At 63.2% G+C, this 13,136-nt stretch carries 15 protein-coding genes and 1 tRNA gene; 12 read left to right on the top strand and 4 right to left on the bottom strand.

All coding sequences use genetic code 11. From position 1 onward, the window contains the following. The 4 genes from CMI59_RS03360 to CMI59_RS03345 form a co-directional block, all read left to right on the top strand. A partial coding sequence (locus CMI59_RS03360; protein WP_293324744.1) for a 2OG-Fe(II) oxygenase family protein occupies positions 1-691 on the top strand: 691 nt, incomplete at its 5' end. A gap of 68 nt (positions 692-759) precedes the next feature. Then, complete coding sequence (locus CMI59_RS03355; RefSeq protein ID WP_293324742.1) at positions 760-1,548, top strand: ABC transporter permease; 789 nt, start codon at positions 760-762, stop codon at positions 1,546-1,548. A 37-nt stretch (positions 1,549-1,585) separates the two neighbouring features. After that, positions 1,586-2,680: an ABC transporter substrate-binding protein gene (locus CMI59_RS03350; protein ID WP_293324739.1), complete on the top strand. Its 1,095-nt coding sequence runs from the start codon at positions 1,586-1,588 to the stop codon at positions 2,678-2,680. A gap of 128 nt (positions 2,681-2,808) precedes the next feature. Next, entirely contained in the window at positions 2,809-3,732 is a 924-nt protein-coding gene (locus CMI59_RS03345) for a LysR family transcriptional regulator (protein ID WP_293324736.1), read from the top strand. Between the two features lie 6 nt (positions 3,733-3,738). Here CMI59_RS03345 and rsgA read toward each other — a convergent pair whose 3' ends face one another. Continuing rightward, positions 3,739-4,800, bottom strand: coding sequence for a ribosome small subunit-dependent GTPase A (gene rsgA, locus CMI59_RS03340; protein WP_293324734.1), 1,062 nt, complete (start codon positions 4,798-4,800; stop codon positions 3,739-3,741). 340 nt (positions 4,801-5,140) lie between these two features. Then, positions 5,141-5,215: transfer RNA gene (locus CMI59_RS03335), tRNA-Gly, on the bottom strand. Positions 5,216-5,495: 280 nt separating this feature from the next. Here CMI59_RS03335 and trxA point away from each other — a divergent pair. From trxA to CMI59_RS03310, 5 genes are all read left to right on the top strand, one after another. Beyond that, the gene (trxA, locus tag CMI59_RS03330) at positions 5,496-6,452 is read left to right on the top strand and encodes a thioredoxin (RefSeq protein WP_293324732.1); all 957 of its coding nucleotides are present in this window, start codon (positions 5,496-5,498) and stop codon (positions 6,450-6,452) included. Between the two features lie 29 nt (positions 6,453-6,481). Beyond that, entirely contained in the window at positions 6,482-7,156 is a 675-nt protein-coding gene (locus CMI59_RS03325; RefSeq protein WP_293324729.1) for an LON peptidase substrate-binding domain-containing protein, read from the top strand. 66 nt (positions 7,157-7,222) lie between these two features. After that, positions 7,223-7,435, top strand: a complete 213-nt coding sequence (locus CMI59_RS03320) for a Trm112 family protein (protein WP_293324726.1) — start codon at positions 7,223-7,225, stop codon at positions 7,433-7,435. Between the two features lie 5 nt (positions 7,436-7,440). Next, positions 7,441-7,809 carry a DUF971 domain-containing protein gene (locus CMI59_RS03315; protein WP_293324723.1) on the top strand — a complete coding sequence of 123 codons (369 nt, stop codon included), beginning with the start codon at positions 7,441-7,443 and terminating at the stop codon, positions 7,807-7,809. Positions 7,810-7,858: 49 nt separating this feature from the next. Next, a complete protein-coding gene (locus tag CMI59_RS03310; RefSeq protein WP_293324720.1) occupies positions 7,859-8,236 on the top strand; it encodes an MmcQ/YjbR family DNA-binding protein in 378 nt (125 codons plus the stop codon). Here CMI59_RS03310 and CMI59_RS03305 read toward each other — a convergent pair. Beyond that, positions 8,161-9,096 (bottom strand): LysR family transcriptional regulator, encoded by a 936-nt coding sequence (locus CMI59_RS03305; RefSeq protein ID WP_293324717.1) that lies wholly within the window; start codon positions 9,094-9,096, stop codon positions 8,161-8,163. The genes CMI59_RS03310 and CMI59_RS03305 overlap by 76 nt on opposite strands. A gap of 102 nt (positions 9,097-9,198) precedes the next feature. On the opposite strand from CMI59_RS03305, the gene CMI59_RS03300 reads away from it, so the two are divergent. Beyond that, on the top strand, positions 9,199-10,188 hold the full coding sequence (locus tag CMI59_RS03300; protein ID WP_293324714.1) for an aldo/keto reductase: 990 nt from the start codon (positions 9,199-9,201) through the stop codon (positions 10,186-10,188). Here the strand turns inward: CMI59_RS03300 and CMI59_RS03295 are convergent. Further along, on the bottom strand, positions 10,185-11,417 hold the full coding sequence (locus tag CMI59_RS03295; protein ID WP_293324711.1) for an FAD-dependent monooxygenase: 1,233 nt from the start codon (positions 11,415-11,417) through the stop codon (positions 10,185-10,187). The genes CMI59_RS03300 and CMI59_RS03295 overlap by 4 nt on opposite strands. A 141-nt stretch (positions 11,418-11,558) precedes the next feature. Between CMI59_RS03295 and CMI59_RS03290 the strand changes: the two genes are divergently transcribed. Continuing rightward, positions 11,559-12,812, top strand: coding sequence for a cytochrome P450 (locus tag CMI59_RS03290; protein ID WP_293324708.1), 1,254 nt, complete (start codon positions 11,559-11,561; stop codon positions 12,810-12,812). 28 nt (positions 12,813-12,840) lie between these two features. After that, the coding region (locus CMI59_RS03285; RefSeq protein ID WP_293324705.1) for an amidase family protein at positions 12,841-13,136 on the top strand (296 nt) is incomplete at its 3' end.

Raw genomic sequence — 13,136 nt, 5'->3', positions numbered from 1 at the left:
GGATTATGTAAGCGGCAATCCGCTTCTCGGCCCCAATCAATGGCCGGAAGACATGCCCGAATTCCACGATGCCGTTTCCGCCTATTACGACGCAATCTTCGCGCTCGGTCATCGCCTGCTGCACGGTTTTGCCGAAGCGCTGGGGCTCGAGCCGACGGCGCTTGACGAATATTTCGCCAAGCCGCCATCGCAGCTTCGCCTCATTCACTACCCTTACGATCCCGCTCCCGATGTTCAGGGCATCGGCGCGCATACCGATTATGAGGTTTTCACCCTGCTGCTGCCGACCGCACCGGGACTGGAAGTGATGAACGGCAAGGGCGAGTGGATCGACGCCCCGCCCGTCGAAGGAGCGTTCGTCGTCAATATCGGCGACATGCTGGAAGTCTGGTCGAACGGCGTCTTCACCGCCACCTCGCATCGCGTGCGCAAGGTGCAGGAGGAACGCTATTCCTTCCCGCTCTTCTTTTCCTGCGACTACTGGACGAAGGTGGAACCGCTTCCCGCCTTTGTCTCAGCTGACCGTCCAGCGGCCTATCCGCCCGTCATCGCGGGCGAGCATCTCCATGCACAGACCGTTCAGACTTTCACCTATCTGAAGGAACGTCTCGCCCGCGGCGAGATCGACATGCCGGAAGGAAGCCTCGGTCTTTCCTCCTTCGGGCGCGAAGCCCGTGTGAGGGGTACATGACAGCAGAACCGGTCCTCGAAACATCCGTCCAGCCCCGACGCAGGTCTTCCCCGATGCCGAAAAGGAGCTTGTTCGAGATCTACGGGACGATCTCCCGCCGGCGCAGATTTGCGCTTGGCGTTCTGGGCGCAGGCGCCTTTCTGCTCTGCTGGCAACTGACATCCGTACTGGGGCTGACGTCGCCCCGGCTTCTGCCTCCCCCCCTTCAGGTCGGCAGCGCGCTCATCGACTTGCTGGCGCACGGCTTCGCCGACGATGTGATGGTGAGCATCTACCGCATCGCTCTAAGTTTTCTGGTCGCCACCGCGATCGCCTATCCTCTGGGGTTGCTCATCGGCACGCTGGCCGCGGTCTCCGCGTTCTTCTCGCCGGTCGTCTCCGCCTTCCGTTATCTGCCCGCGCCCGCCTTCGTCCCGCTTCTCCTGATGTGGTTCGGCCCGGGCGACGAACAGAAGATCGCGCTTCTCTTCCTCGGCGTGATCTGGTTCCTCATCACCATCATCGCAGACCATGTGCGCAGCGTGCCCCGCGAACTCGTGGAGTCCGCCCGCACGCTCGGCGCCAACACACCTCTCGTCTTTCTACGGATTATTGCGCCGGCCTCGCTGCCCCGCGTCTGGGATGGATTGCGCCAGATGCTGGCGGTGAGCTGGACCTATCTTGTCATCGCCGAAATCGTCGCCGCCACAGACGGCATCGGCGCGATGATGATGCGCGCCCAGCGCTTCGTGCGCGTCGACGACGTCATGGCAGGCATCCTGACCATCGGCGTGCTGGGCGTCATCTTCGATCTTCTCTTCCGCTTCGCCGGAAACATCCTGTTCCCCTATGAACGCTTCGAGCGGGAACGCAACTGAGCGGCGGACGAGTACCCGCCGAGCAAGGAGTATGATTATGACTTACTCGATCAGGGGCTACATGCCGGGCCGGGCTTTTCGGCTTGGTATGACCGTCGCCCTGCTGGCGGTCTTCGCCGCCTCCGGCATCGCCCGCGCCGCCGAACCCGTCACGGCGCGCGTGTCGCTCTTTTCCTGGCCGGGCTATGCCTTCTGGTATGTCGCCAAGGAAAAGAACCTCGTTCCCGAGGTCAATCTCGACATTCAGATCATCGAGGACCCCTATCAGAGCTTCGCGCTGATGTCGGCGGGCAAACTCGATGTTGCATCCAGCACGGCGGAATATGCGCCGCTGGCCTCCGCCGAGGGCAACCCGGTGCGCCTCGTCGCCAACACCAACCCCTCCTGGGGTACGGACAAGATCATCGTCCGCCCCGAGATCAAGTCTGCCGCCGACCTGAAGGGCAAGAGCGTCGCCGTGCTCGAAGGCGGTCTCACCCAGATCTATATGGGCATCTGGCTTGAGAACAACGGCGTCTCCATCAAGGACGTGAAATTCGTCAACCTCGTCATGGACAGTGCCATGGCCGCCATGCTGAGCGGTCAGGTCGCCGGCGGCGAGTTCTGGGAGCCCTATGGCCGGAACGTGCTGGAGAACCTGCCGGGCGCCAAGGTGATGGCGAACTCCGCCACGCCCTATTGGTCGAAGACGAGCCTGCTGGGCGACGCGATGTATATGCGCGAAGGCTTCATCGAGCAAAAGAACGGCGCTGCCGCGCTCGCCATGAAGGCCTATTTCGCCGGTGTAAAGTACTGGCGCGAGCATCCGACGGAGTCGAACAAGATCATCGCCAAGGCACTGGGCTACACCGTCGCCGACGTGGAAGCGATCATCGGCGCGGACGGCAAGCCGCTTAAGGGCGGCATCGTGGTCTATGGCCTGAAGGATGCCGGCCAGTTCATGGGCGTCATCGACGGCGACCCGACCATGGCCAATCTCGGCCAGACCCATGGTCAGATCAAAGACCATTTCGACCTCACCGCCGATTGGTGGGTGAAGTTCGGCCTGATCGACAAGAAGCCTCCCTTCGAGGGCGGCGTCTCGTTGAAGCCGATGCAGGAACTCGTCGCCTCCGGCTACACCGCCGACTGACGCGAAACATTGCCGGGGGGCAGCAGTCGCCCCTCTCGCGGCACTCCGTTTGACGAGCACGGAGCCCGCGGGAGGGGCGTTCTTGTGCTAGGGTTCGGGGACCGGGATATGCCGCGATGAAGAGCCCCATGACCCCTCACGACCTGCTTTGGCGCCGCCTGGACTGGAACCTGATGCGGCTCTTTCACGAAATCGTCCAGCATGGCGGTGTGAGCGCCGCTGCCCGGGCGTTGGGCCGCCAGCAGCCCGCCACCAGCCAGGCCCTTTCCCGCCTCGAAGACCAGCTCGGCGTTCAGCTATGCGAGCGAGGCCCCGGCGGCTTTTCGCTGACGCCGGAGGGCCGGATCATTTTCGACATTTCGTCTGAAATGGTGGAGCTGATGCGTCAGGCGCCCGACCTGCTGACACAGGCCGCGGGCAGCGTGCGCGGTCATCTGCGCATCGCGATCATGTCGAGCATCCGCGACCGCGAGTTCGACCAGATCCTCGCCGCCATGGCGCGCCGCCACCCGCTGCTGGAAGTCTCTATCGACCTCGCGCCCTGGCAGAGCATTCTCGATGCGGTCCGCACGGGCGAGGCGGATGCGGGCATTGCCTATGTGCAGATCCTCGATTCCGTACTCGCCTATGAGCCGCTCTTCAGCGAAACGCAGCAGCTCTATTGCAGCGCGAACCATGCGCTGTTCGGCCAGAGCTTCGACAATCCGCGCGCGCTGGCGGACGAGCATTTCTTCCTGACGGGACGCGACGAACCGGTGGAGCTGATGAATTTCCGCCGCCAGTTCGGCCTCGGCAAAAATGCGCGCGGCGGCTCGGAGGATCTGGGCGAGTTGAAACGCCTGATCCTTACAGGCGCCGCCATCGGCTTCCTGCCGACCTGCATCGTGGAAGAGGAAGTGAGGCGTCGCGAGCTATGGCCGCTGCTGTCCTACCGCCCGCTGCCGAGCTACCCGGTCTATCTCGTCACAAGGCCTGCGAAGACACGCCCCCTCCCCGCCCAGCTATTGCTGGACGAGGCGCGACGCCGTCTGACGGCGAAGAAGGGGGAGTGAGGCGGATCATTGCTCTTTCCTTTTCGCCTTTTCCCTTGAAACGGATCGCACCATTTTACCGAACGCACGGTCGCGGGCCCGCCGCTCCGAAAGCGTTTCGCTATTATAGGCTTCCTCGGCTGCGAGTTTCCGCCAGCGGTTGAAGCGCGCCATATCCAGCGCCCCCGCATCGAGAGCGGCCTGCACGGCACAGCCGGGCTCGGCGTCATGCGCGCAATCGGAAAAGCGGCACTGCCGCGACAGCGCAACGATGTCTTCGAAAACCTCTTCGACCCCCGCAGCCGCCTCGGTCAGTTGCAGTTCGCGCATGCCGGGCGTGTCGAGCAGCCATCCGCCCTTTTCCAGTCGGCGCAGCGATCGGGCCGTTGTCGTATGCCGCCCCTTGTCATCGTCATCGCGGATCGCCTGCGTCGCAATATCGCCGGCCCCCGTCAGCGTGCCGACAAGCGTCGACTTACCGACACCCGAGGAGCCGAGCAGAGCCACTGTCTGGCCTACGCCGCACCATGCAGCGATCCCGGCAACGCTTTCAGGATCGCGCGCATTGACGGTCTCGACCATCAGCCCCGGCATGAGGCTGCGGGCCGCCTTGGCATAGTCTTCCGGCGCATCGGCCAGATCCGCCTTGGTCAACACCACGACAGGCGTAACGCCTGCTTCCCGTGCCAGCACGAGATAGCGCTCCAGCCGCGCGACATTGAAGTCCTGATTGCAGGACGAAACGATGAAGAGCGTATCGATATTGGCCGCGATGAGTTGCAGCTTGCGCCCCGTACCGGGCGCTCGCCTCTTGAACAGGCTCGTCCGGCGCAGAATACAGTCGGGCCGAAACGTGTCGTGATCGACAAGCAGCCAATCGCCCACCGTCGGATATTCCTCTTCCGAGAGGGCGTTCGGCATATGGGAGGGGATCGTCATCTCGAACCCGTCTCCTGCCACGGCAAGCTGTCCGCGATGGACCGCCATCACGCGCACGGGAAGAAAGCGGGACAGGTCGTCGATTGTGTTTTGAGATTGAAAGAAAGGCGTCCAGCCGAGTTCGGCCAGATCGGCATTTTGCGATGTCATTGTTGTTCACCAGCTGTCTTGGAGACGCACCCATGGGTGCGAAAAGCACAGAAAAGGCTCGCGCGCGCTCAGGCGCCCTCGCCGAGGCTGGCTTCGGCCGGCGAATAGTGAGTCCGCGCAGAACAATTTCTGCGCCTAATCAGGCCCCTTTACGGAACCCGATGGCTCACGCGACCGTTCCAGCCATTCTGGAAACAACGACAATCACAAAATATTCCTTTTTTCCGGGGTTCGATCTTATGAACGTAGGTACTGCGCGCGGCCCCGACAAGCCCGCGACAGAGCCCCGGACGCACCCAACGGTGGTCCGACGAAACGAAATAAATTTTCGCGATAAAACTGGAGCGGGCGATGAGATTCGAACTCACGACCCCAACCTTGGCAAGGTTGTGCTCTACCCCTGAGCTACGCCCGCATCCGGGTCAGGCAAAATCCGGCGGAACCGGCTGCCTGTGAGGGCGGTTTTATGACCTATCGCTTGAGCCAATGCAAGGGCCAAAAAGAAGCTCGACGACAATTTTGCGACCGAATCCGCCGCCTCGACGCCCTCGAGCGCCTTCCCGGGCCGCCTGTTACGCCCGCGCCCCCTTTCGCTCGCCCGCGCTTCTCGCTAAACCATGAGCTAAATCATTGTTTTCGCATGGCCTCGCCCCATCTTCTGGGGAGCAAGGTCAGGATGGAAAGGCCGGAGAAACATGGACCCCATTATCGGCAACGGAAACGCGGGCGCCTCCCCCCTGGGTAGCGGGGGCGGCAATGGCGGCGCAGGCGGCGCGGATGGCGACCTCATCAAGGAAACCACCACGCAGAACTTCATGGCCGATGTCGTCGAGGCCTCCAAAAAGGTGCCCGTGCTGGTGGATTTCTGGGCGCCCTGGTGCGGCCCCTGCAAGCAGCTCACGCCCATCCTCGAAAAGGTGGTGCGCGAGGCGCGCGGCGCGGTGAAGCTCGTAAAGATGAATATCGACGACCACCCGGAAGTCGCCCAGCAGCTTCGCGTGCAGTCGATCCCCGCCGTCTATGCCTTCCGCGACGGCCAGCCGGTGGACGGCTTCATGGGCGCGATCCCGGAAAGCCAGCTGAAGGAATTCATCAAGGGCCTCGGCGCGCCCGAGCCCGGCCCCACCCAGACCGACCAGCTCGTCACGCTCGGCAAGGCCGCCTTCGAAGGCGGCGATCTGAACCGCGCCGCCCAGGCCTTTGCCGAGGTCATCCAGCAGGAGCCGGGCCACCCGGCCGCCGTCTCCGGCCTTGCGCAGTGCTATATCGCCAATGGCGATCTGGAGCGCGCCCGCCAGACGCTGGCGCTCATCCGCCCCGATGCGACCAACGATCCCGACTACAAATCCGCGCAGGCCGCCCTCTCGCTGGCCCAGAAAGCGGATGAAGCAGGCGACACGGCCGAGCTGGAGGCGAAACTCGCCGAAAATCCGAAAGACCATCAGGCCCGCTTCGACCTCGCCCTCGCGCTCAATGGACGCGGCGACCGGGAAGGCGCAGTGGAGCAGCTTCTCAACATCATCGAGGTCGATCGCGGCTGGAACGATGAAGCCGCCCGCAAGCAGCTTCTGGAATTCTTCGACGCCTATGGCCCGACGGACGAGGCAACGCTTGCCGGCCGCCGCCGCCTTTCTTCCATCCTGTTCAGCTGAACGACCGGCCAGCCAGCAAAGGACGCATTTTGGGACTCACCGACCGATACCGATCCCTTGAGGACCTGCCCTCGGTAATCCCCGTCTTTCCGCTGGCCGGCGCGCTGCTGCTGCCGCGCGGGCAATTGCCGCTGAATATTTTCGAGCCGCGCTATCTGCAGATGGTGGACGACGCGATGCGCGGCGAGCGTATCATCGGCATGGTCCAGCCCGAGCCGGAATCGGAAGATGTGATCCGCCCCTCCGACAATCCGCCGCTGCTGAAAGTGGGCTGCGCGGGCCGCATCACCTCTTATGCCGAAACGCCGGACGGGCGGCTGGTCATCACACTGACCGGCATTTCCCGTTTCAGCATCGTCAGGGAACTCGACGCGATGACGCCCTACCGGCAATGCGAGGTCGCGTGGGACGAGTATGTCGACGACCTCACCCCTGGCCGGGGCGAGGAGGAGGTGAGCCGCGAGCGCCTCATCGAAGTGTTGAAACAATATCTGGACGTCTATGAACTTCAGGCAGACTGGCGCGCCATCAAGGCGTCGTCGAACGAGAACCTCGTAAACTCGCTGTGCACCATCAGCCCCTACGGGCCGAAAGAAAAGCAGGCGCTGCTGGAGGCCCGGACCCTGGAAGACCGCAACCAGATGCTGATCGCCCTCACCGAGGTGGCTCTCCAGGGGTCGGATAACGGCAACACCGTTCAGTAATTTCTCCCCGCATGGGTTTCATGGCATAAGGGCGCGCGAAAGACCGCCCGCCAAAAAGGAAACAGGATGAGCGAGAACACAGAAACCGCCCCGCGCGGCGCCCGGCCGGAAGTGGATCCGAAACTGCTGGAAATTCTGGTCTGCCCGCTGACCAAATCCACGCTCACCTATGACCGCGAAAAGCAGGAACTGGTCTCGGAAAAAGCGAAGCTCGCCTTCCCGATCCGCGACGGCATTCCCATCATGCTGGTGGACGAAGCCCGCGCGCTGGACGACTAAGCCCCATGGCCGACGCTTCCCCGACCCCATGGCCGACCGACATCAAGCTCAGAAAATCCGAACGCGCCCTCGAAGTTACGTTCGATGACGGTAAGACATTCCATCTGCCTGCGGAATATCTGCGCGTCGAAAGCCCGTCGGCGGAAGTACAGGGCCATGGCACCAGCCAGAAGGTGACCCTCGGCGGCAAGCGCGATGTCGCCATCGACGGCCTTGAGCCAGTCGGCAACTACGCCGTCCGCCTTGTCTTTTCCGACGGCCACGACACCGGCCTCTACACCTGGGAAACGCTTTATCGGCTCGGAAGGGATCAGGAAAAGATCTGGACCGACTATCTCTACGCGCTGGAGCAGAAAGGCCTCAGCCGAGATTGACCGACTCCGCCTGTCCGACAGGCTATAGTCCTCCTGCGAGGAGGATCCCATGGCAGCTAATGCGTCCACGAAACTCCGAATGCTGTGTCTCGCGCTTCCCGAAGCGACCGAGAAGGCGATGAAGCGCGGCCCGACCTATCGCGTGAACGACAAGATATTCGCAATGGACCGGCCCTGGGAAGATGCAGTGTCGGTGTGGTGCAAGGCGCCGCCTGGCAGCCAGCGCGTGCTGGTCGGCGCGGACCCGGCACGTTTCTTTATCCCGCCCTATGTCGGTCCGAAAGGCTGGGTCGGCATGTCGCTCGGCCCCGGCGTGGATTGGGATGAAGTCGAGACGTTCCTGCGCCGCAGCTACAGCCTCGTCGCACCCAAACGGCTCGCCGACCCGGCGTTGGCCCGCACAAAATCCACAAAGGCGCGGAGCTGAGGCGGCACCTGCCGGCGGCCCGGATAATAGAGATAGAAACCGTCAAACGGGGCGCACCAGTCTTCCAGAATGCGCGTCAGGCGTCCCGCCTCGATCTCATCTTCGACCAGCCCCTCCATGACGATGGCAATGCCCGCTCCGTCGCACGCCGCCGCGACCGCCGTGTCGGGCCTGTCGACGACAAGCGGTCCGGCGGGACGCACGCGCATCTCGCGGCCATCCTTTTCAAATTCCCAGTCATAGACATTCCCGCCCGGAAAACGCCGCGCGATGAGCGCATGCGCCGACAACTCATCGGGCGCTTGCGGCACGCCATACTTTGCCAGATAGTCGGGCGCGGCGACGAAGGCAAAACGCTGCGCCCCGCCGAGGGGCACGGCGATCATATCGCCATCAAGCTGTTCACCCAGCCGCACGCCTGCGTGGCAGCCGGCCGCGACGATGTCGGCCAGCTCATCATTTGTAACGATTTCGAGCCGAACCCCGGGATAGGCCCTGAGAAAGCGCGGCACAAGCGGCTCGAGACAGAGCCGCGCAGCGGTGGCAGGCGTATTGATCCGGAGATCGCCGCGCGGCGCCTCGCCAAAAGCGCGGGCCGCGTCCACTGCATGGTCGATCTCGCGCAAGGCCGGTCCGAGCCGGTTCAAAAGCGCCTGCCCCGCAGCCGTCAACGCCACGCTGCGTGTCGTCCGCTCGAAAAGCCGGACCCCCAGACGTTCTTCCAGCGCACGGATGGAATGGCTCACTGCCGAGGGCGACAGGCCCAGCGCCTTCGCCGCCGCGCGAAAGCTCCGCCGCTCGGCGATGGCGATGAACAGGATGAACTGATCGAAACCGGGCCGGGTGTTTGATGAATTCATCTCATCATTATATTCGAAATGTTGGTGATTATCGAACGGTCTATTCGTCCCCAGATAGGGCTCACGCATCATCCCGCGCAATCGCCCCAATAGGAGGACCTCATGAAAAAACGCATGCTTGGACGGACGGATATGGAAGTGACACTGCCGGGATTGGGCTGCATGGGCATGTCCTTCGCCTATGGCGCGACCGATGACGACCTCTCCCGCGCCACGCTGAAACGGGCCTTCGAGGAAGGCGTCGATTTCTACGACACGGCGGATATGTACGGCTCCGGCCACAATGAAAAGCTGTTGGCCGGTTTCATCGCTGACAAGCGGGACAAACTGATCCTGGCCACCAAGTTCGGCATCCGCCGCAAGCCCGGCGAATATGCCCAGGAGATCGACAACCGGCCCGAATATGTCATGGAGGCCTGCGACGCCTCATTGAAGCGGCTCGGGACCGACCATATCGACCTCTATTACATGCATCGCCGCAACCCGGACGTGCCGGTGGAAGACTCCGTCGGCGCGATGTCGCGCCTGGTCGATGCGGGCAAGGTGCGCGCCATCGGGCTCTCGGAAGTCAATGAGGACACGTTACGCCGCGCCCATGCGGTCCACCCGATCACAGCCCTGCAAAGCGAGTATTCGCTCTGGACGCGCGACCCGGAAGAGAACGGCGTGCTCGACGCCTGCCGCGATCTGGGCATTTCCTTCGTTGCCTATTCGCCGCTCGGCCGCGCTTTCCTGACCGGCACCGCCAGCGATCCGGCCGCATTCGGCAAGGACGATTTCCGCTCCATACTGCCCCGCTTCAATGGCGAAGCGGCCGAGCGCAATACGACGCTGGTCGACAGACTGAAAGCCTTTGCCGGAGACAAGGACGCAACCCCGGCGCAGATCGCATTGGCCTGGCTGGTGGAAAAGAACGACATCGTCATTCCCATCCCCGGCACGCGCCGTGAGAAATATCTTATGGAAAACATCGCTGCGATGGATATCGCCCTGAGTGCGGATGAGATCGCCATGCTTGATGGCATATTCGATCCCGCGGCAATTGCTGGCGACCGCTACACCGAAGAAGGCATGAAAGGGGTTGGGCGCTAAACCGCCTCGCCCCTGAGAAGCCTCGGCAGATCGCCGACCGCGCCGCCGGCATGACGCATGAAGAGCCGGCGGAGCGGGCCGATCTGGTTGACGGCGCCGAGCCCCAGATCGCGCGCAAGACGCACGGGCGCGATGTCATTGGAGAACAGCCGGTTGAGCCCGTCCATCATGAAGGAGAGCGCGGTGTTGTCGAAGCGGCGCCATTGCTCATAGCGCTTCAACACATCGATCTGGCCGATATCAAGCCCGAGCCTAGCGGCATCCACCAGCACTTCGGCCAGCGCCGCCACATCGCGCAGGCCCAGATTGAGCCCCTGCCCGGCGATCGGGTGCACGCCATGCGCGGCATCGGCGACCAGCGCCAGGCGCGGCCGCACATATTCGCGCGACAGCTGGAGTGTCAGCGGATAGGACCAACGCGGGCCGACCGGCGCGCAGTCGCCCAGATAATCGCCGAAACGCTCGCGCATCTCCTCGGTGAAATCTTCATCGTTCAGCGACAGGATCGCTTTCGCATTCGCCGTCCTCTCCGTCCAGACGAGCGAGGAGCGGTTGCCGACCATAGGCAGAATGGCGAACGGCCCGCCGGGCAGGAAATATTCCTGCGCCACGCCCTCATGCGGCAGCTCATGTTCCACCGTGCAGACGATACCGGTCTGGTTGTAGGACCAGCCGACGGTCTTGATACCCGCTGCATTGCGCGTGGGCGAGCCGCGCCCGTCACAGGCAAGGCAAACCTTGGCCTTCACCGTCGAGCCGTCGGCGAGATGCCCCGTCACATGCGACGCGCCATATTCGACGCTCTTCACCGCATTGGGCGCGACGAGACGGATATTGGGCTCCGCCGCCACCGCCTTTTGCAGCGCAATACGGGTATGCCGGTTCTCGATCAGATTGCCGAGCGGCTCGTCCCCGATTTCCGTGTGATCGAAATGCAGGAAGAAAGGCGACGCTCCTTCCGAGAGCCGCCCGTCCGACACCACGATGTCATTGATGGGCTGCATCCGGCCTTTCAGGTGCGGCGTCACCCCCAGCCGGTCGAACATGCGGCAAGAGGCAAAGGCGATGGCGGAAACCCGCCCGTCGAATTTCGCATCCGTCGCAGTCGCGGGGTCCAGCGCGTCCACCGCCGTTACCTGAAGCCCGCCCTGCGCCAGGGCCAGCGCCAGCGGAAGGCCGGACAGGCCGCCGCCGACAATCAGCACATCGCTGTCGATCATTTCGCTCATGACGACAAGATTGGCCGGAAGCCGCCATATGTCCAGTGCTTAACCGGTGCCTTCTCGTCGCAGGGGAGGCCCCGATGGACGGGCGCCCTCCCCGAGCGCTACTCTTTCCCCAACAAACAAGAAAAACGGGAGGAGACGGCCATGGGTGAGACCCGAGACGACCTGAAGGCGCCTCATACGGCCCCAAAGACCGGCATCGGCCTGACCGCGCTAGACGACGATTATCGCGAAGACCTCTACCGCGTGCTGGACGAGATGCGGCAAGCCGATCCCGTCCACCGCGACCGTGAACTGGGCCGCCTCTTCCTCACCCGCCATGACGATGTCCGCGCCGTGCTGCGCGACAAGTCGCTCCATGTCGATCCGCGGGGCGCGCTGCCCGACTCCTATATCCGCCTGATCACCAACGCGCCCAAAGATCGCGAGGACGAGTTCGAGCCCTCCATGATTTTTTCTGATGAGCCGGACCATATGCGTCTGCGCCGTCTGGTGAGCCAGGCCTTCAATCCTCGCTCCATCGAAACCACGCGGATACGCATCGGCGAAATCGCCGACGCGTTGCTCGATGAAATGGAAGGAAAAGGGGAAGTCGATTTCATCAAGGCTTTCGCAGGCCCCCTCCCCACCATCGTGATTGCGGAGATGCTGGGCGTGCCGCTCGACCGGCGCGACGACTTCAAACGCTGGTCGGACGATATCGTGCTCGGCTTCGACCCCATTGCGAGCCCGGAAACGCGCCAACGCATCGAGGCCTCCTCCGAAGCCATGCGGGCCTTTTTCACCGAAACGATTGCGCGCCGCCGGCAAGAACGCAGCGACGATCTCATTTCCGATCTCATCCGGGCCGAGGAGGAAGGCGAGAAACTCACCAATGACGAGATCCTCTCCATGTGCACGCTATTGCTCACAGCGGGGAACGTCACCACCACCGACCTTATCGGCAATGGCGTTCATGCGCTGCTGGCTCATCCGGCGGAGTTCGAAAAGCTGAAAGCCGATCCCGACCTGATCGAGAACGCGGTGGAGGAAATGCTGCGCTATGACTCACCGGTTACGGATTCCGGGCGCTTCCCACTGGAGCCCTATGAGGTCGGCGGTGTAGCCGTGGGGCCGGGCCGCTCCATTTCCACCTCGCTCGCGGCCGCGAACCACGATCCGTCCGTCTATCCTGAACCGCATAAATTCGACGTGACGCGCGAGGACACGCATAACCAGTCCTTCGGAGGCGGCATGCGCATCTGCCTTGGCGCACCGCTTGCCCGTCTCGAAGCGCAGATCGGCATTGCGAAACTCATTGAACGCTTCCCGGATATGAAGCCGGGCACGAGCGAGCCCCGGCGGCGGCATTTGCCCTCTTTCCGCGGGTTCGAGAAGATGCCCATCCGCTTGCACTGACCGCCTGTTAAAGCCAAGGAGTTCCGACGTGACGACCCCCCGCAAGCAGCCCGTCGCCGCCATCACCCATGACTGGAGCCATATGAGCGCGCTGGAACTGGGCGCGCTCTTCGAGGACTGCGTTGCCGATCCGCGCGACGTGACGGAAGTTTTCCTCGCCCATGCCGAGGAAAACGACCCCGACCACCGCATCTATGTACGGCTGACGAAGGAGCGCGCCCGCGCGGAAGCCGCCGCCGCCGCCGACCGCGCGAAACGGGGACTTCGGCGCGGCCCGCTCGACGGTGTGCCTCTCTCCTGGAAGGACCTTTTCGATATGGCGGG

Source organism: Parvibaculum sp. (genome assembly GCF_002684405.1).
Lineage (GTDB): Bacteria > Pseudomonadota > Alphaproteobacteria > Parvibaculales > Parvibaculaceae > Parvibaculum.
The sequence above is the reverse complement of the archived record's forward strand: the minus strand, read 5'-3'. Positions and strand labels throughout refer to the sequence as shown.

Bases quoted from the DNA above. Each gene is read 5' to 3' on its own strand.
- CMI59_RS03350 (WP_293324739.1), top strand. From the start codon at position 1,586: ATGACTTACTCGATCAGGGGCTACATGCCGGGCCGGGCTTTTCGGCTT.
- CMI59_RS03345 (WP_293324736.1), top strand. From the start codon at position 2,809: ATGACCCCTCACGACCTGCTTTGGCGCCGCCTGGACTGGAACCTGATG.
- rsgA (WP_293324734.1), bottom strand. From the start codon at position 4,800: ATGACATCGCAAAATGCCGATCTGGCCGAACTCGGCTGGACGCCTTTC.
- trxA (WP_293324732.1), top strand. From the start codon at position 5,496: ATGGACCCCATTATCGGCAACGGAAACGCGGGCGCCTCCCCCCTGGGT.
- CMI59_RS03320 (WP_293324726.1), top strand. From the start codon at position 7,223: ATGAGCGAGAACACAGAAACCGCCCCGCGCGGCGCCCGGCCGGAAGTG.
- CMI59_RS03315 (WP_293324723.1), top strand. From the start codon at position 7,441: ATGGCCGACGCTTCCCCGACCCCATGGCCGACCGACATCAAGCTCAGA.
- CMI59_RS03310 (WP_293324720.1), top strand. From the start codon at position 7,859: ATGGCAGCTAATGCGTCCACGAAACTCCGAATGCTGTGTCTCGCGCTT.
- CMI59_RS03305 (WP_293324717.1), bottom strand. From the start codon at position 9,096: ATGAATTCATCAAACACCCGGCCCGGTTTCGATCAGTTCATCCTGTTC.
- CMI59_RS03300 (WP_293324714.1), top strand. From the start codon at position 9,199: ATGAAAAAACGCATGCTTGGACGGACGGATATGGAAGTGACACTGCCG.
- CMI59_RS03295 (WP_293324711.1), bottom strand. From the start codon at position 11,417: ATGAGCGAAATGATCGACAGCGATGTGCTGATTGTCGGCGGCGGCCTG.
- CMI59_RS03290 (WP_293324708.1), top strand. From the start codon at position 11,559: ATGGGTGAGACCCGAGACGACCTGAAGGCGCCTCATACGGCCCCAAAG.